A 17694-nucleotide genomic window follows, 5' to 3' on the forward strand; every position below is an offset into this window, starting at 1 on the left:
TTGATCGATAAATTGATTTCGTTTCTAAAGCGTTTGTCTGAAAAGACAAAGCCAATTTTGAATAAGGGTGCTGATCATGGCGCGCATCATGCAAAAGCTGCTGCTGCTGGCTTAGCGGGCTTATATTGGAATCTCTCCCCGACAAATCGCTACCGTGTGCGCTTAGCTGCTTTTGCATTCGCAATTTTATCCTTGGGTATTGTGGTGGGTCGTATTACCAATGTAGATCGCGCTGTCAAAATTGAAAGCTCTGGAAAGGATCTTAAAGTTGAGACCAGTGGTATCTTGGAGTTGAAGTTACCTGGCGTCAAACTTAATCCTGAGATTTATACGTTTCAGTTGGCAGAAAAAATTCCAGTACCAGTGAATATTAAAGTGCCAGGCCGTTTAGCATTCAATGCAGAAAAATCAAAAGTACTCTCAGCGCGTGCTCCAGGTAGAGTAGAGCGCATTTATGCTTTTGATGGCGCCCAAGTAGATATTGGTTCTCCAATCGTAGAGCTTTATAGCCCAGATTTTCTGTCTGCTCAGCAAGAATATTTACTCTCTTCTAAAACCGCAAAGGTATTGGAAGGCAATAAAACGATCAGTGATTTACTCGGTGATGCACTCATTACTCAACAAGCTGCCGCTAATCGCATGAGAAACTTAGGCGCAAGCGAAGGCGACATTAAGAGTATTGAAACTACTGGTAAGACCACTACTAATTTAGTGATGCGTTCACCCTTGAAGGGTGTCGTAGTGAAGCGCAATGTTGAGCCTGGAACTGCAGTGAGCGCTGGTGATGTGATTACTACCTTGGCAGATCCCAAGCATCTCTGGTTTTTAGGTAACGTATTTGAGCAAGACTTTAGGATGATTAAGCAGGGCCAGAAAATGGCTTTACGTCTTGAGGCATACCCTGAGAAAGAGTTTGTCGCTTATGCCAATTACATTGCGCCAACGGTTGACCCACAAACGCGCGCTTTACTCATTCGTGCTGATGTAGAAAACATCGATGGTTTATTGCGCCCCGATATGTATGCTTCGGGCTTGCTCACTACAGGCATGGCAGACGCAGTTGTAGTGCCTCAGACAGCCATTGTCCGGATTCGTGAGAACCGCTTTGCCATTATTAAAGTCGGTGACGAGACGTTCCGGCGTGTACCAGTGAAAGGTTACGATCTCAATAGCAAGGCCTTTGCGATTACCGAGGGCGTTGAGCCCGGATGGAAAGTGCTAACAGAAGGCGCTGTCTTATTAAATGATCGCTTTGCTAAGCAGGAGGACTAATTGAGTATTTTTACCTCCTTTATTCGAGGAGTAATCGAGAAGCGTGTATTAGTCATCTTTGCTTCTATCGCATTGCTTGGGTTAGGTATGCTCAGTTTGAGCAAATTACCAATTCAGCCCTACCCAGGCGTTGCACCACTAACGATTCAGGCTATCTCTCAATGGCCTGGTAGAAGTACTACTGAGGTCGAACAACAGGTCACCATTCCAGTTGAGAATGCTTTAGCTGGTATTCCAGGCTTACAAGCATTCCGCTCTGTATCTTTGTTTGGCTTATCTGTAGTAACACTCAAATTTAATGACACTACTGACCCATTTAAAGCGCGTCAGGTGTTTATTAGCAATTTATCGAATGTGAGTTTTCCGCCAGGCGTAACATCTAGTGTTAGCCCTGACTCCGATGCTACCGGCGAGATCATGCGCTATGAAGTTCGTTCAGAGTACGCAACCTCAACGTTGCTGAAAACATTACAGAACTATGAAATCTATAAAGAGTTGAAGCAAACACCGGGTGTTGCCGATGTTTCTTCATTTGGCGGTAAGGTTCGCCAGTATCAGGTGATTGTGAGCCCTGAGGGTTTGCAGGCCAAAGGGGTTTCAGTTAATCAATTGATCTTGGCGCTCACAAACGCTAACAGTAATATCGGTGGCGGCTTATTACCGAGTGGTGAACAGCAGTTCGTTGTTCGCGGCGTAGGTCTACTGAAGAATATCGACGACATCAAGCAGGTAGTCATTACTATCAATAACGGCGTGCCCATTCGGATTGGGGATGTTGCTAAAGTAGAAATTGGTAATGCGCCACGCCTAGGCATGTTCCAGTTTAATGAAAATCCAGATTCTGTTGAGGGTATTGTTTATTTACGTCGTGGCGAGAATGCTACTGAGGTCTTAGCGCGAGTGCGTAGCACAGTAGATAACATTAACAAGCATGTATTACCGCCTGGTATTGAGGTGAAGCCCTTCTATGACCGCCAAGTACTTTTAGATATTACTATTGGCACGGTTAAACATACCCTGTTCTTTGGTATCTCATTAGTGTTGGCAGTGTTGTTCTTCTTCTTAGGCAACATTCGTGCTGCTGCGGTTGTGGCTGCTGTAATCCCACTTGCTTTGTGTGTCTCGTTTATTCAGATGCATTTATGGAGCGTACCCGCTAACTTGATTTCTTTGGGTGCGATTGACTTTGGTGTGATCGTTGATTCTGCGGTGATTCTGACTGAAAACGTAATGCGTCACCTAGAGCAGGGGGGCAAGCGTTTAAATCAAAGCATCATTTTGGCAACGAGTGAAGTGCAGCGAGCGATGATTTACTCGACTGGCATCATCATCGTTGCTTACTCACCATTGTTCTTTATGGGCGGAGTTGAAGGCATCATCTTTAAGCCGATGGCATTCACGATGGGCTTTGCCTTGATTGCAGCAATGGTGTTGAGTCTCACCTTCTTGCCAGCAATGATTTCTTTAGTCTTTGGCGAGAATCTGCATCACACGCCCCCCTCATTTATGACCAAGATTCTCAATGGCTATAAGCCGTTACTGAGAAGGTGGATGGATCGCCCACTAACAGTTTTCTCGGTAGCAGTTTTTGTATTGGGATTAACGCTGCTCAGTATGACTCGCTTAGGCACTGCATTCTTGCCAACTTTGGAAGAGAATAATATTTGGTTGCGTGTTACCTTGCCAAATACGGTAGATCTTGATTACTCAGTCAAAGTTGCCAATCAATTACGCGAAACCTTTATCGGGCAACCAGAGATTGACAAAGTTGCTGCACAAATTGGTCGTCCTGATGATGGTACTGACTCTACTGGCGTATTTAATCAAGAGTACGGGCTATATTTGAAGAGTCCCGATAAGATGCCGGCAGGTTCTTCTAAGAAAGACCTCATCGCCAATCTAGAGAAGGAGTTAAACCGGATTCCGGGTATCACCTATAGCTTCTCTCAATATATTCAAGATAACGTTAATGAAGCTTTATCTGGCGTGAAGGGTGAGAACTCAGTCAAAATTTACGGCACCGATCTCGAGGTTCTGGATCAAAAGGCCCATGAAGTTATCGATCAACTGAAAAAAGTGCGTGGCGTAGCGGATGAGGGCATCTTGAAAGAGCTTGGTCAGCCTACTTTGAATATTCAGATTGATCGTGAGCGTGCTGCGCGTTACAACATCAATGTAAATGATATTCAGACGGTTGTAGCTAATGCAATCGGTGGCGCTGCTGTAACAAACTTGCTTGAAGATGAAAAAACTTTCGGTATTGCGATTCGCTTAAACGAGGGAAGTCGTAATGACGTAGCTGATATTAGTCATTTATTAGTAGAGTCTCCTGATGGCCCGAAGATACCCCTCTCAATGGTGGCCACTGTGAAATTAACTGATGGACCATTCTTTATTTATCGTGAAGCGGGTAAGCGCTATATCGCCATTAAATTTAGCGTACGTAACCGTGACTTAGGTAGCGCTGTTGAAGATGCACAGTATTTAGTTGAGCAGAACATCACATTACCGCCAAATTATTCTATTAGCTGGGATGGTCAGTTCAATCAAATGAAGCAAGCGCAGAAAAAATTGATGTTGATTGTGCCTTTGGCGCTGATGGGCATTTTCTTATTGCTAGTGAGTGCTTTTGGCAACTTCCGCGATGCTACTATTGTGATGATTAATGTACCTTTTGCTGCCATTGGTGGTGTGCTTGCCTTGCATCTTGCTGGTGAGACACTAAGCATCTCGGCGCTCTTTGGATTCCTATCTCTCTTTGGGATTGCAATTCAGGATGGCGTAATCTTGATCTCGTTTATCAATAAGACAGTTGCAGCTGAGCATGGGCAGATGAAAGATGCCATGGTTGAAGGTGCTTCATTGCGCGTTCGTCCAGTGTTAATGACAGCTATGCTGTCTGGATTAGGCTTGCTACCTGCTGCGCTATCCCATTCAATTGGCTCTGAAGCACAGCGTCCACTAGCCTTAGTGATTGTCGGCGGCATGGTGACAACTACTATATTGACACTGTTAGTACTTCCAGTGATTTATGGCTGGTTCAGAGGCCGTGCATTGACACCTGCCAATAGTATTTAAGTAAAGAAAGCATTTCAGAGCTATGAGCGAACGTCAACCCCATATCTTGGTCTCCAATGACGATGGTTACCTCGCTCCTGGTCTATTGGCCTTGGTAAATGCAGTTCGTTCACTAGGGCGTATTACTGTAATTGCACCTGAGCAAAATCACAGTGGAGCGTCTAACTCTCTGACATTGTCTCGACCACTCTCAATTCATCGAGTTGCTGGTGGTGAGCGTGATGGTTTCTTCTTTATTAACGGTACACCAACAGATTGTGTGCACGTTGCCATGACTGGCTTCTTAGATGAAAAGCCTGATCTTGTGATTTCTGGTATTAATCAGGGTGAGAACATGGGAGAAGACGTACTTTATTCTGGTACGGTTGCCGCAGCAGTTGAAGGGGTAATGTTCGGTGTTCCGGGGATTGCTTTCTCGCAAATTGATCGCGGTTGGAATCGAATTGAGGATGCGGCTAAAGCAGCCCACGACGTTGTAGCGCAAATGCTAGTCTCAACACTTGCCAGAACTGAAGGCACAGCAACTTTACTGAATGTGAATATTCCTAATCGCCCTTATGCCGATTTATATCGCTGGCGCGTGACCCGTTTAGGTAACCGTCATCACTCGCAGCCTGTAGTTGTCCAGGATAGCCCGCGGGGTGACAAGATCTATTGGATCGGTGCTGCAGGAGACGTTAAAGAAGGCTCTGAAGGCACTGATTTTCATGCTATCAATGAAGGCTGTATTTCTATTACGCCAATGCAATTAGATTTAAGTCATCACGCCCGCTTAGCAGCGATGCGTTCTAACGGCTGGGATCGCGGTTGAAGGCTCCCACCGAAAGATTCGCCGCATATCGTCAAGCTCTAGCAGCCAAGGTACATGCTGGTGGTGTGAAACACGGTAAAACCTTAGAAGCAATTGCTACTGTGCCACGCCATGCATTTATTGATGCTGGTTTACATGCCCAAGCTTACGAAGATACAGCGCTTCCGATTGGGCAAGAGCAAACTATTTCTAAGCCTTCAGTAGTGGCGCGCATGATTGAGCTACTTCATAAACCAAGGCATAAGCTTGGTAAGGTTTTGGAGATTGGAACAGGCTGTGGCTATCAAGCGGCAGTGCTCAGTCTACTAGCTGATGAAGTCTATTCCATAGAGCGTATTCGTCCCTTACATGATTTGGCTAGAGCGAAGCTGCGTCCATTTCGGATTAATAATCTGCGCTTAATCTATGGCGACGGTATCTTGGGCTTACCTCAGGCCGCACCCTTTGATGGAATTATTCTAGCCGCTGCGGGTTTGGGTATTCCAGATGCCTTATTAGACCAACTGGCCATTGGAGGGCGCTTAGTTGCCCCAGTCGCCAAAAATGAAAAAGAGCAGCAGCTCATCATGGTCGAAAGAATGAGTTCCCAGCGCTATCAAAGAACTGTGCTGGACGAGGTCTTTTTTGTCCCCTTACAATCAGGGGTAGTATGAGATCTCACCAGAATTTATTATCAATTATGCCTATTAGCTTATCCAAGATACTCCTGATTACACTCATGTCTGCATCCCTGATGTTGACAGTCGGTTGTTCTACGCCGCGCACCAAGCCTGCTAGCGTTACTGATCGAACCAGCGCATCACCCGAATCTACACCTCCTGGCTACTATCGCGTGAAGAAAGGCGACACCTTAGCGCGTATCGCCTTGGATAATGGACAGGCACCACGTGATGTCGCGCAGTGGAATATTGCAGCTAATCCAAGCTTCAACCCAAATGTGATTGAGGTAGGTGATTTAATTTTAATTAGAGCACCTACAGGATTAAAGTCTGCGAAAGTAGCTGACAAAAAACCAGCAGTCGATAAAGCTGATGTTCCAGCCCAAGCCCCGGCAGTAGCACCAGAGGTATCAAAGCCTGAAGTGGTTGCAGAGCCCGGTATTCGTTTGTCTTCTCCTGCTAAGGGAAAGATTACCCAAGAATTTAACGAGACCAATAAAGGTATTGATATCGCTGGCAAGGTTGGCGAACCAGTATTAGCAGCCTCTGAAGGTAAGGTGGTATATGCCGGCAACAGCTTACGCGGTTACGGTAACTTAGTCATTATTAAGCATGACAACACCTATCTCACTGCTTACGCGCACAACAGCAAACTCTTAGTCAAAGAGGGTGATGCAGTTCGTAAAGGACAGAAGATCGCTGAGATGGGTGATACCGATACCACTTCTCCTAAGCTCCATTTTGAATTACGCGTAAACGGTAAGCCAGTTAATCCAATACCGTATCTGCAGTAATAGCCGGGAAACGCATGGCTACTGTTCTTGTCTTTGATATCGAAACGATTCCGGATGTAGCTGGCCTGCGTCGCCTGGAAGACTTGCCTAATTCCATGAGCGATGCTGAAGTAGCAGCTAAAGCCATGGCTGACAAAGCGGCTAAAACGGGGAGTGAGTTTTTGCCACTCTTTTTGCAAAAGATTGTTGCCATTTCTTGTGTGATTCGTAGAAGCACGAAAGAAGGTGCGCCACAAATTAAAGTCGGAACTCTGGGCACTCCACAAGATGATGAGAAGGTTTTGATTCAGGCCTTCTTTGATTTGATTGAGAAGTACACGCCGCAACTAGTATCCTGGAATGGCAGCGGCTTTGATCTGCCAGTGCTGCATTACCGTGCGCTCGCTAGTCACATTCAGGCACCACGTTATTGGGAAATGGGTGAGAGCCAAGAAGCTGATAGCCGAGACTTTAAGTGGAATAACTACATCAGCCGCTACCACATGCGTCATCTCGATATGATGGATCTCTTGGCCAAATTCAATGGCAGAGCTAATGCGCCCCTGGATGGTTTAGCAAAGCTCTGTGGCTTCCCTGGCAAGATGGGCATGGATGGTAGTCAAGTTTGGCCCGCCTATCAGGACGGCAAGATTGATGATATTCGTCGCTATTGCGAGACGGATGTTGTGAATACATATCTGATGTATTGCCGCTTTCAATTGCTGCGTGGCGGTTTTTCCTTGCCTGAATACCAAGAAGAAATTGCGTTTGTAAAAGCCTACCTAGAAAAAGAAGCTAAAGAGCCTAATGGCGCGCAGTGGCATGAGTATCTCCAGGGTTTCGCCCCGGATGCGTAGAGGTGCTAAGCCAGTCAATATTGAAGTGACTGAGCCAGTAAAAGTTGAAGCACTCGATTTAGATGCCCAAGGCATTGCCCGTTTAGCTCCTAATGAAGAAGAGCAAGCTCTTGGCCAAAGTGGCAAGGTGATTTTCATCAAAGGGGCATTGCCAACTGAGTTGGTCGCTTACACCATCACCAGTGATAAGGCTCGCTTTAGTAAAGCGAAGGTACGTGAGATCTTAAAACCAGCCGTATTTCGAGTAGAGCCTCAGTGTGCAGCATTTGGTGTCTGTGGTGGCTGCACCATGCAGCACTTAGATATTCAGGCGCAAGTTGCGATGAAGCAGCGAGTGCTTGAAGATGACTTACAGCATATCGCTAAAGTAAGGCCAGAAGAAATTCTGCGACCGATGGGCGGACCCACCTGGGAGTACCGTCATCGCGCACGCTTAAGTGCAGTCAATCGCTCCATTAAGAAGGGTACGGTTCTCATTGGTTTTCATGAAGGCAAGAGCGGCTATGTGGCCGATATGCTTGCCTGTGAGATTTTGCCAAAGCACGTCTCCAATTTATTGCCAGAGATGCGCAAATTGGTTATGGGCCTATCGATTGTTGATCGCATGCCACAAATTGAAATTGCCGTTGGTGAGCCAGAGGAGCCCCATTCGGATGATCCCCAAAAGAATAGGCCCGTCACGGCATTGGTATTTCGCAACCTCATGCCTTTAACGGCAACTGACGAAAAACTATTGCGAGGATTTGCAGATCAACATCAAGTCTGGATCTGGTTGCAGCCAAAGGGTATTGAGACCGTCGCCCCGTTTTACCCAGAGACTGGCAAGCTTTGCTACCGGCTCCCCGAGTTTGAAATCGAGATGCCATTTAAGCCAACTGATTTCACGCAGGTCAATCATCTGATGAACCGTGCACTCGTGAGTAGGGCAATTCGTTTGCTAGAAGTAAAAGAAACGGATTGCGTACTCGATTTGTTTTGTGGGCTTGGTAATTTCACATTGCCGCTTGCTAGAAAAGCAAAACAAGTCTTGGGCATAGAGGGCCTAGAAACTCTAACAACACGCGCAAAAGAAAATGCAATGCATAACGGCCTTGAAGGTAAGGCCAGCTTCATGAAAAGCGATTTATTTGAAGTGACTCCAGAAACAATCGCATCTTGGAACAAAGCTGAGCGCTGGCTCATGGATCCTCCACGCGAGGGCGCCATGGAAATCTGTAAAGCGCTTGCAGACTTGCATACTCAAAAAAGCGATTTACTGCCGGAGCGCATTGTGTATGTCTCTTGCAATCCTAAAACATTGGCTAGGGATGTGGAGATCTTGTGTCATCACGCAGGCTATACCCTTTCTAGTGCAGGGATTGTTAATATGTTCCCGCATACCTCTCACGTGGAGTCTATGGCGGTCTTTAATCGCTTAAAGCCTCTCTAAATCACCGCTTTAGTGCATTACGCATTTTTGCGGTGCAATCCACCCAAGAGACCATCCCCTTAGAAGAGTAGATTGAAGTTGTGCAGTGAACCATGACTGCTAACAATTTCATCAAACACCGGGAGTGTGTCATGAAAGCCTCAGATAGTTTTGCGATCATCTTAATTCTGATTGCACTGTCTTATGCGGTCAGTATGTTTGTAGCGAGCTAGTAGCTCACTTACAAAAAGCAAAGACAAAACTAAAGGCGCCCGCAGGCGCCTTTAGAGAACATCTCACTAAAAAGTCTTTAGACTCCATTAGTCCTTATTGCCACCAACAATACCTAATAGTGCCAGTAAGTTGGTAAAGACGTTATACACATCTAAGTAGATGGCAAGAGTAGCCATGATGTAGTTGGTTTCTCCGCCATTGATGACGCGTTGTACGTCAACCAGGATGAAAGCTGAGAAGATTGCGATAGCCAAAACCATTACAGTCAACATCAAGGCGGGCAACTCTAGCCAGATGTTTGCCAACGAAGCAACGATCAAGAGCAGTACGCCGACCATTAACCATTTGCCCATGCCAGCAAAATCAGTTTTGCTTACAGTGGCAATCGTAGCCATCGTAGCGAAGATAGCTGCTGTGCCACCAAAAGACAACATGATGAGCGTAGCGCCATTACTGTAGCTATTGAGCGTAAAGCCAATCAAGCGGGACATCATGATGCCCATGAAGAAGGTGAAACCTAAGAGCAGCAGAACGCCTATACCAGTCTCTTTGTTCTTTTCAATAGCCCAGAAGAAGCCAAAGGCAACCGCCATGAAAACAATGAAACCAATGAATGGACTACCAGCAAAAAGGGTAAAGCCCATCGCAACACCAAGCCAGGCGCCAATGACTGTTGGAACCATTGACAGCGCCAGGAGGGCATAGGTATTACGTAGTACGCGGTTACGTACCTGAAGATTGCTAATTGAACCGGTTTGACCAAAGCCGTAAGAGTTAAGATCACTCATAAGGACTCCTTTTTTCAAAGTGATTACATGAGCCCATGAAGGGCTGTTGACAGTAAGTATAGACAAAACAGCCTGATTTCAAGTCCCCAGAGAAAAGACCTACAAAATGAGGGTTTATGCCCTGTAAATTCAATAGCTTAGCCCTACTCATATAGGGGTAAATACCCTCAGGCAATGTATAATTTGGGGGTCGTTGAGCTTGGGCGGGCTTTTTAACCCGTTTTCACCTTAGCCAACAAATATCTATGAAATAACTATTGGAGTCTTGCATGGCAATTGAACGCACCCTTTCTATCATCAAACCTGATGCTGTCGCTAAAAACGTCATCGGCAAAATCTATGACCGTTTTGAATCCGCTGGTTTGAAGATTATTGCTTCCAGAATGGCGCACCTTTCACAAGTTGAGGCTGAGCAGTTCTATGGCGTTCACAAAGATCGTCCTTTCTTTAAAGATTTAGTGAGCTTCATGATTTCTGGCCCAGTGATGATTCAAGTATTGCAAGGCGAAGGCGCAATTGCTAAGAATCGCGATTTGATGGGCGCTACAGATCCTAAGAAGGCAGACAAAGGCACAATCCGTGCTGACTTTGCTGACAGCATTGATGCAAATGCTGTTCATGGTTCTGATGCTCCTGAAACAGCTGCTGTGGAAGTTGCTTTCTTCTTCCCTGGCATCAATGTTTTCAATCGTTAATCAGTAACTTATTTATTTATAAGTAGGCGCATTGACCTCCCCGCGCGTAAATCTCTTAGATTTTGACGCTGACCAAATGGCGGCGTATGTCGCGGGGTTGAATGAAAAGCCCTTTAGGGCCAAGCAGCTCATGCAATGGATACACCAACGCGGTGTATCTGATATTAATGACATGAGTGATTTAGCAAAAAGCTTCAGAGCAACATTGCTAGATAAAGTAGAAGTCCTTTCTCTACCCGTGATTAAAGACGAGCACGCTTCAGACGGTACCCGTAAGTGGTTGCTAGACGTGGGTGCTGGTAATGCGGTTGAGTCTGTTTTTATTCCAGAGGATGATCGAGGTACCTTGTGCATCTCTTCTCAGGCGGGTTGTGCAGTCAATTGCCGCTTTTGCTCTACCGGCCGCCAAGGTTTTTCACGCAATCTCACCTCCGGTGAAATCATCGGGCAATTGTGGTTTGCTGAGCATCTTTTGCGTAATGACCCAGAGGCGATTCGCAGGATCGAAAAATATCCAACTCCGGGCTGGGAGCACACAGGTCGAGTGATTTCGAATGTGGTGATGATGGGTATGGGCGAGCCATTACTAAATTACGATAACGTAGTCTCTGCATTGCGTTTGATGCTTGACGATAGAGCTTATGGCTTGTCGCGTCGTCGTGTCACAGTGTCGACATCCGGTGTAGTGCCGATGATTGATCGCCTGGCACAAGATTGCCCAGTTGCCTTAGCGGTGTCATTACACGCAGCAAATGATGCCTTGCGTGACCAACTCGTGCCACTCAATCAAAAATATCCTTTACGTGAATTACTCGATGCGTGTGAGCGTTACCTGCCATTTGCACCGAGAGATTTCTTGACCTTTGAATACTGCATGCTAGATGGTGTCAATGACTCAGACATCCAGGCAAAAGAATTAGTACGTTTGCTCAGAAATATTAAGTGCAAAATCAACCTCATCCCATTTAATCCATTTCCAGAGTCAGGCTTAAAGCGTTCATCAGATCAGCGCATACATGCTTTTTTTTGGCATCCTCTTAGATGCAGGCATGGTGGCTACGGTACGTAAGACCCGTGGCGATGATATTGCGGCTGCTTGTGGTCAACTGGCAGGTGATGTTGTAGATCGCACCCGAGTTCGTGAACGTGCTGTGCACGATGCCCAAATTGTTACAGAATCACAAGAGCAGCCCATTGAGTGGCTCAAAAAGTTAAATTAAATTTAGGTCCATATGAGCTCTAATCATTCCTCATCACCCAAGTTACCGAATTTACCTTTGGGACCATCCCCGAAGCGTGAGACCCGCCAAGCAACCGTTGCCTGGAAAACGAACATCATCACGGTGGGTGGCGATGCGCCTGTGCGCGTGCAGTCCATGACCAATACTGATACTGCTGATGCAGTGGGTACGGCAATCCAAATTAAAGAGTTGGCACGAGCTGGTTCTGAGATGGTTCGTATAACTGTTAATACGCCAGAAGCTGCAGCTGCAGTGCCATATATTCGTGAGCAGTTGGACAAGATGGATGTTTTAGTCCCATTGATTGGCGACTTTCATTACAACGGCCATACTTTATTAAACGATTACCCTGAATGCGCTAAAGCACTCTCCAAATATCGCATCAATCCAGGCAATGTCGGTAAGGGTGCTAAACGCGATCCACAATTTGCACAAATGATTGAAGCAGCCTGCAAGTATGACAAGCCTATTCGCATTGGTGTGAACTGGGGAAGCCTAGATCAAGAGCTCTTGGCATCCATTATGGATAGCAATGCGGCTTTAGCAGACCCAAAGACTGCACAAGAGGTGATGATTGAAGCGCTGATTCAGTCTGCATTGCAATCTGCAGAAAAGGCAGTGGAGTTGGGCATGAACCCCAATCAAATTTTGCTATCTTGTAAAGTCAGTAATGTGCAAGACTTGGTAGCAGTCTACCGTGACCTTGCGCGCCGTTCTGACTATCCTCTGCATTTAGGATTAACTGAGGCAGGTATGGGTAGTAAAGGAATTGTTTCTTCTACTGCTGCAATGGGCATTTTGTTGCAAGAGGGTATTGGCGATACGATTCGGGTTTCTTTAACACCGGATCCTGGTGCACCTCGTGAGAATGAAGTGATCGTTGCGCAAGAAATTTTGCAAACCATGGGCTTACGTAATTTCACACCAATGGTCATTGCCTGTCCTGGTTGTGGCAGAACGACTAGCACTACTTTCCAAGAGCTCGCAGCCGATATTCAATCGTATTTGCGCCAACAAATGCCGATTTGGAAGAAAACCCATCCTGGCGTGGAGAATATGAATGTGGCAGTGATGGGATGTATTGTGAATGGCCCAGGTGAAAGTAAGCACGCTAATATTGGGATCTCATTACCAGGAACCGGTGAAACTCCAGCAGCCCCCGTATTTGTAGATGGCCTTAAGGTGAAAACTTTGCGAGGTGAGAAAATTGCCCAAGAGTTTCAGGTCATCGTCGATGAATACGTGAAAAAGAATTACGCGGCAAAAGCGTAATAGAGCTTAATTAGTAGAACAAGAATAAAAATGACTGATCAGCACAATAAAACTAAAGCGCAGAAGATTAATGGTGTGCGCGGCATGAATGACTTGCTGCCAGCCGACGCTGCGCAGTGGGCTCACCTGGATCATGTCTTGCGGGATTTAACCCGTGCCTATGGTTATGAGTTTTTGAGAACCCCGATTGTCGAAGCAACCGCAGTATTTCAACGGGGTATTGGTGAAGTCACCGACATCGTTGAAAAAGAAATGTATTCCTTCGAGGATCGCTTGAATGGCGAACAGCTTACTTTGCGTCCGGAAGGTACTGCTGCATTAGTACGATCGGTGATTGAAAATAATTTACTCTACGAAGGTCCTAAGCGTCTTTGGTATACCGGACCGATGTTTCGCCATGAGCGCCCACAACGTGGTCGCTATCGTCAGTTTCACCAATTTGGCATCGAGGCTTTAGGTTTTGCCGGCCCCGATATTGATGCTGAAATCATTCTAATGGGCCAACGTCTATGGGACGAGCTTGGCCTCATTGGAGTTCGCCTTGAGATTAATTCTTTAGGGCAGGCTAATGAGCGTGCTGAGCATCGTGCCGCCTTAGTCGCTTACTTTGAGAAAAACAAGGCACAGCTTGATGAAGATTCGCAGCGACGCCTGATTACTAATCCCTTGCGCATCCTCGATTCCAAGAATCCAGAGATGCAGGCATTCATTGAAGGCGCGCCAAAGTTATTAGATTTCTTGGGAGAAGAATCCCTTGCGCACTTCAATGCTGTCCAAGCTTTACTAAAAGCAAACAACATTCCTTGCAAGATCAATCCCCGTTTAGTCCGTGGTTTGGATTACTACAACCTCACTGTATTTGAGTGGGTTACTGATGAGTTGGGGGCGCAGGGAACGATTGCTGGTGGTGGTCGTTACGATCCATTGATCGAGCGCATGGGCGGTAAAGCCGCGCCTGCTTGTGGCTGGGCCATGGGGATGGAGCGTGTGCTCGAGTTGATGAAGGTCTCTGGATCATTACCCGAAGCTCAATCCCAGTGCGACATCTTTGTATTGCATCAAGGTGGCGAGACGTTGAGCACTGCCATGATCATTGCCGAGCGTTTACGTAGCGCCGGTATTGACACCATTCTTTTCTGTCCACCAGACGGACAATTGGCCAGCTTTAAGTCACAAATGAAGAAGGCGGATGCCAGTGGGGCAGCCTTTGCAGTCATTATTGGCCCAGATGAATTGGCTAAGAATGAGCCTCAGATCAAAGACTTGCGGGCTAGCGGCGAGCAAAAGGCCGTGCCATTGGATGGGGTACTTGAAGCTGTAATTGAAGCCTTAGTAGGCGCCTCCGAATAGAATGAGTCTATTGTTTATCTTTAATAGCAATAAACCCCTTATTAATGAGTTTGGATTCACATGCCTTTAGATCTAGAAGAACAAGAACAGTTAGACCAACTTAAAGCGTTTTGGCAAAAGTACCGTAATCTGATTACCGGGGTCTTGACCGCCGTTTTATTTGCATATGCCGCATATAGCGGTTATGGATGGTGGCGCAATAGTCAAGCTTTGGAAGCATCCAAGCTCTATGAAACGATGGTGAGCGCTATTGTGAAGGGTGATCAAGCTCAAAGCCTACGTGCTGCCGATGACTTGCAAAAAGATTTTGCGCGAACACCATACGCAGCGATGGCCAGCTTGATCGCTGCGCGTCTTGCTGCTGATACTGGAAATGTCGCTAAGGCGATTGATTATCTCCGTTGGACCGCTAAGAATGCATCCAATGATGGCTACTTGGCTTTGGCCAAATTACGCTTAGTGACTCAGTTAATTGAGCAGGGCGGTGAAAAAGATTTCGCCGAGGCAGATCAAATACTGAAAGAAACGCCGATTGCTGGCTTTGAGGCATTGTGGCTAGAGCGTCGTGGTGATTGGTATTTGGTACAAAAGAAAAATACTGAAGCCAAAAAAAGCTATGAAGATGCATGGAAAAAATTAGACCAAGCGAAAGAATTTCCTGAGGAGGCACGTCGCCTCTTGAAGGTGAAATTAGATGCAGTAGGAGGGGTAGCACAGTGAGGCGCTTAGTAAGACCCCTTGGCACCACTATTTTGATGGGTGTAGTTGCCCTAGCGTTAGTTGCCTGTTCTGGTAGCTCTCGTGTTCGCAAGCCCTCCGATTTAGTAACCGTAAGCAATCAGTTTGAAATGCAGACGGTATGGTCAACTAGCGTCGGCTCTTCTGAAGGCTTTAACTTTCATCCAGTCGTTGCAGGCGATGCTGTGTATGCAGCCTCCCATCGCGGTAATTTGGTCAAGATTGATTTGGCCACTGGTAAAAAAGTTTGGGAAGCTTCTGTTCCTGAGCGCCTCTCTATTGGTCCTGGATCTGATGGTCGCACCACAGTTGCTGTGAGTACCAAAGGTAACGTCTATGCATATGACGATACTGGTAAGCAGATGTGGAAAGTCAATGTCAGTAGTGAAGTATTGAGCGAGCCCATTGTTGCCGGTGGAATTGTGATTGTGCGAGCACTCGACAATCGTTTTATTGGCTTAGATGCACAAACAGGCGTTCGTAAGTGGATTTATCAACGTCAACAATCCGCCTTGTCATTGCGTGTTGGTTACGGCATGCTGGCTATCGGCAATGAAGTGATTGTGACTGGCTTTTCTGGCGGACGTTTTGGCATGATTGCGATTGCTAATGGTGGCCTGGTTTGGGAAACGCCGGTGTCATTTCCAAAAGGCTTTTCAGAGATTGAGCGCTTAAACGATGTGACGGCTAAACCGAGTATGGAGGGCGATATCATCTGCGCAGTTTCCTATCAGGGTAGAGTTGGTTGTGGACAGGCGCGAACCGGAAATTTACTGTGGTTCAAAGATTACTCAAGCTATACCGGTACCGCACAAAGTGCAGATCTCGTTTTTTCATCTAATGAAAAATCTTATGTGACAGCATTTGCTACTAAGGATGGTGCTCAGGTTTGGGAAAATACCCAGCTGACTCATCGTGATGTAGGCGAATCATTAGCGGTTGGCAAGGTTCTGCTTTTAGGGGATGCCCAAGGTTATGTGCATGCACTGGCACAGGCGAATGGAGAGATGATTGCTCGTATTCGTCACGATAGCAATCCAATCTCTGCTGCACCTATTGCAGTGGGTGGGCTCATCTTGATTCAATCTCAGGGTGGGAAAATCTCGGCCTACAGTCCTAAATGAATCCAGTCATCACTATCGTCGGCCGTCCCAATGTTGGGAAGTCGACACTCTTTAATCGCCTGACTCGTTCGCGCGATGCATTGGTGGCAGATTTTTCTGGCTTAACAAGAGACCGTCACTACGGCAAAGGCCGCATTGGCGAACGTGCCTTTATATGTGTAGATACCGGTGGCTTTGAGCCTGTCGCTAAAACTGGCATCGTTGCAGAGATGGCAAAGCAGACCAAGCAAGCGGTAGCTGAGTCTGACATTGTGATTTTCTTGGTGGATGGCCGCTTAGGTATGGCACCGCAGGATCGCGTGATTGCAGACTTTTTACGCAAGACGGGTCGTCCGACCATTTTGGCAGTCAATAAAACAGAAGGCATGCAAGCGGGTATTGTTACTGCCGATTTTCATGAGCTGGGTTTAGGGGAGCCATTCCCCATTTCTTCTGCGCACGGCGATGGTGTTCGTGGACTGATCGATGACGCCTTAGATTCATTAGGAATTGCAGAGCCTGACGAAGAAGAGTTGGCAAATGATCCAAATCGCCCAATGAAAATTGCGGTGGTAGGTCGTCCAAACGTAGGTAAGTCCACTCTAATCAATAAATTAATCGGCGAAGAGCGGGTGATTGCATTTGATATGCCCGGCACTACCCGTGATGCGATTGAAGTTCCATTTGAGCGCAATGGTAAGCCATACATCCTAGTTGATACAGCAGGTTTGCGTCGTCGAGGAAAAGTATTTGAGGCAATTGAGAAATTCTCGGTAGTGAAGACATTGCAAGCCATTGCTGACTGTAATGTGGTGATCTTGATGCTCGATGCGCAGCAAGATATCTCCGAGCAAGATGCGCACATTGCAGGATTTATTGTTGAGGCAGGTCGTGCACTGGTTGTTGCTGTAAATAAGTGGGATGGCCTTGACACTTACGTTAAAGAACGCGCTCGTTTAGAGATTGCACAAAAATTGCGCTTTCTAGATTTTGCAAACGTGCACCCCATTTCTGCTAAAAAAGGTACTGGCCTCAAAGAGTTGTTCAAAGATGTGGATTCTGCTTATGCAGCTGCCATGGCGAAATTGCCAACCCCACGCTTAACTCGGATTTTGCAAGAGGCTATCGAGCATCAACAACCAAAACGCGTTGGCATGGGGCGTCCGAAATTACGGTATGCACACCAAGGGGGCATGAACCCCCCAATCGTAGTGATTCATGGAACATCATTGAGCGGTGTCACCGATAGCTATAAGCGTTACCTAGAAGGACGCTTTAGGGATGTCTTCAAATTACGGGGCACCCCCTTAAGAATCCAGATGAACACTGCCAAAAACCCTTACGTGGATGCGGATAAAGGAAAAAAAGGTAAGAAGAGGTAATTTTGGACTTGATTTTTTTATAATTGAGCCCAA

At 46.5% G+C, this 17694-nt stretch carries 13 protein-coding genes and 2 pseudogenes; 14 read left to right on the forward strand and 1 reads right to left on the reverse strand.

Features of this window, described 5'->3' with window-relative positions:
- The 7 genes and pseudogenes from CBI31_RS10055 to rlmD all read left to right on the forward strand — a co-directional run bounded on the left by CBI31_RS10055 (position 1) and on the right by rlmD (position 8879).
- Positions 1-1272 (forward strand): efflux RND transporter periplasmic adaptor subunit, encoded by a 1272-nt coding sequence (locus CBI31_RS10055; RefSeq protein WP_088526270.1) that lies wholly within the window; start codon positions 1-3, stop codon positions 1270-1272.
- Positions 1273-4350 (forward strand): efflux RND transporter permease subunit, encoded by a 3078-nt coding sequence (locus CBI31_RS10060; RefSeq protein WP_088526271.1) that lies wholly within the window; start codon positions 1273-1275, stop codon positions 4348-4350.
- Positions 4351-4372: 22 nt separating this feature from the next.
- Positions 4373-5161 carry a 5'/3'-nucleotidase SurE gene (gene surE / locus CBI31_RS10065; RefSeq protein WP_088526272.1) on the forward strand — a complete coding sequence of 263 codons (789 nt, stop codon included), beginning with the start codon at positions 4373-4375 and terminating at the stop codon, positions 5159-5161.
- A gap of 29 nt (positions 5162-5190) precedes the next feature.
- Positions 5191-5814: pseudogene (locus CBI31_RS10070) on the forward strand (protein-L-isoaspartate(D-aspartate) O-methyltransferase); the annotation flags it as partial.
- The gene (locus CBI31_RS10075) at positions 5811-6614 is read left to right on the forward strand and encodes a peptidoglycan DD-metalloendopeptidase family protein (protein WP_206075502.1); all 804 of its coding nucleotides are present in this window, start codon (positions 5811-5813) and stop codon (positions 6612-6614) included. The pseudogene CBI31_RS10070 and the gene CBI31_RS10075, both read left to right, overlap by 4 nt.
- Before the next feature lie 14 nt (positions 6615-6628).
- Positions 6629-7450 (forward strand): 3'-5' exonuclease, encoded by an 822-nt coding sequence (locus CBI31_RS10080; RefSeq protein WP_088526274.1) that lies wholly within the window; start codon positions 6629-6631, stop codon positions 7448-7450.
- Positions 7443-8879, forward strand: a complete 1437-nt coding sequence (rlmD, locus tag CBI31_RS10085) for a 23S rRNA (uracil(1939)-C(5))-methyltransferase RlmD (protein WP_088526275.1) — start codon at positions 7443-7445, stop codon at positions 8877-8879. Before CBI31_RS10080 ends, rlmD begins: the two co-directional genes overlap by 8 nt.
- 299 nt (positions 8880-9178) lie before the next feature.
- Here the strand turns inward: rlmD and CBI31_RS10090 are convergent, their stop codons facing one another.
- Positions 9179-9880, reverse strand: a complete 702-nt coding sequence (locus CBI31_RS10090) for a Bax inhibitor-1 family protein (RefSeq protein WP_088526276.1) — start codon at positions 9878-9880, stop codon at positions 9179-9181.
- A 269-nt stretch (positions 9881-10149) separates the two neighbouring features.
- Between CBI31_RS10090 and ndk the strand changes: the two genes are divergently transcribed.
- From ndk to der, 7 genes and pseudogenes are all read left to right on the forward strand, one after another.
- On the forward strand, positions 10150-10575 hold the full coding sequence (gene ndk, locus CBI31_RS10095; protein ID WP_088526277.1) for a nucleoside-diphosphate kinase: 426 nt from the start codon (positions 10150-10152) through the stop codon (positions 10573-10575).
- 76 nt (positions 10576-10651) lie between these two features.
- Positions 10652-11795 (forward strand): annotated as a pseudogene (gene rlmN / locus CBI31_RS10100) (dual-specificity RNA methyltransferase RlmN).
- A gap of 12 nt (positions 11796-11807) precedes the next feature.
- Positions 11808-13088, forward strand: coding sequence for a flavodoxin-dependent (E)-4-hydroxy-3-methylbut-2-enyl-diphosphate synthase (ispG, locus tag CBI31_RS10105; protein ID WP_088526278.1), 1281 nt, complete (start codon positions 11808-11810; stop codon positions 13086-13088).
- Between the two features lie 30 nt (positions 13089-13118).
- On the forward strand, positions 13119-14438 hold the full coding sequence (gene hisS, locus CBI31_RS10110) for a histidine--tRNA ligase (RefSeq protein WP_088526279.1): 1320 nt from the start codon (positions 13119-13121) through the stop codon (positions 14436-14438).
- A gap of 60 nt (positions 14439-14498) precedes the next feature.
- On the forward strand, positions 14499-15158 hold the full coding sequence (locus CBI31_RS10115; protein ID WP_088526280.1) for a YfgM family protein: 660 nt from the start codon (positions 14499-14501) through the stop codon (positions 15156-15158).
- Positions 15155-16300 carry an outer membrane protein assembly factor BamB gene (gene bamB / locus CBI31_RS10120; protein ID WP_240553941.1) on the forward strand — a complete coding sequence of 382 codons (1146 nt, stop codon included), beginning with the start codon at positions 15155-15157 and terminating at the stop codon, positions 16298-16300. The genes CBI31_RS10115 and bamB overlap by 4 nt, the downstream gene beginning before the upstream one ends.
- On the forward strand, positions 16297-17661 hold the full coding sequence (gene der / locus CBI31_RS10125; RefSeq protein WP_088526282.1) for a ribosome biogenesis GTPase Der: 1365 nt from the start codon (positions 16297-16299) through the stop codon (positions 17659-17661). The genes bamB and der overlap by 4 nt, the downstream gene beginning before the upstream one ends.
- Positions 17662-17694 lie beyond the last annotated feature (33 nt).

Origin of the sequence: Polynucleobacter campilacus (assembly GCF_002206625.1) — a bacterium.
In the GTDB taxonomy this organism is placed as follows: domain Bacteria; phylum Pseudomonadota; class Gammaproteobacteria; order Burkholderiales; family Burkholderiaceae; genus Polynucleobacter; species Polynucleobacter campilacus.

Bases quoted from the DNA above. Each gene is read 5' to 3' on its own strand.
- surE (WP_088526272.1), top strand. From the start codon at position 4,373: ATGAGCGAACGTCAACCCCATATCTTGGTCTCCAATGACGATGGTTAC.
- CBI31_RS10075 (WP_206075502.1), top strand. From the start codon at position 5,811: ATGAGATCTCACCAGAATTTATTATCAATTATGCCTATTAGCTTATCC.
- CBI31_RS10080 (WP_088526274.1), top strand. From the start codon at position 6,629: ATGGCTACTGTTCTTGTCTTTGATATCGAAACGATTCCGGATGTAGCT.
- rlmD (WP_088526275.1), top strand. From the start codon at position 7,443: ATGCGTAGAGGTGCTAAGCCAGTCAATATTGAAGTGACTGAGCCAGTA.
- CBI31_RS10090 (WP_088526276.1), bottom strand. From the start codon at position 9,880: ATGAGTGATCTTAACTCTTACGGCTTTGGTCAAACCGGTTCAATTAGC.
- ndk (WP_088526277.1), top strand. From the start codon at position 10,150: ATGGCAATTGAACGCACCCTTTCTATCATCAAACCTGATGCTGTCGCT.
- ispG (WP_088526278.1), top strand. From the start codon at position 11,808: ATGAGCTCTAATCATTCCTCATCACCCAAGTTACCGAATTTACCTTTG.
- hisS (WP_088526279.1), top strand. From the start codon at position 13,119: ATGACTGATCAGCACAATAAAACTAAAGCGCAGAAGATTAATGGTGTG.
- CBI31_RS10115 (WP_088526280.1), top strand. From the start codon at position 14,499: ATGCCTTTAGATCTAGAAGAACAAGAACAGTTAGACCAACTTAAAGCG.
- der (WP_088526282.1), top strand. From the start codon at position 16,297: ATGAATCCAGTCATCACTATCGTCGGCCGTCCCAATGTTGGGAAGTCG.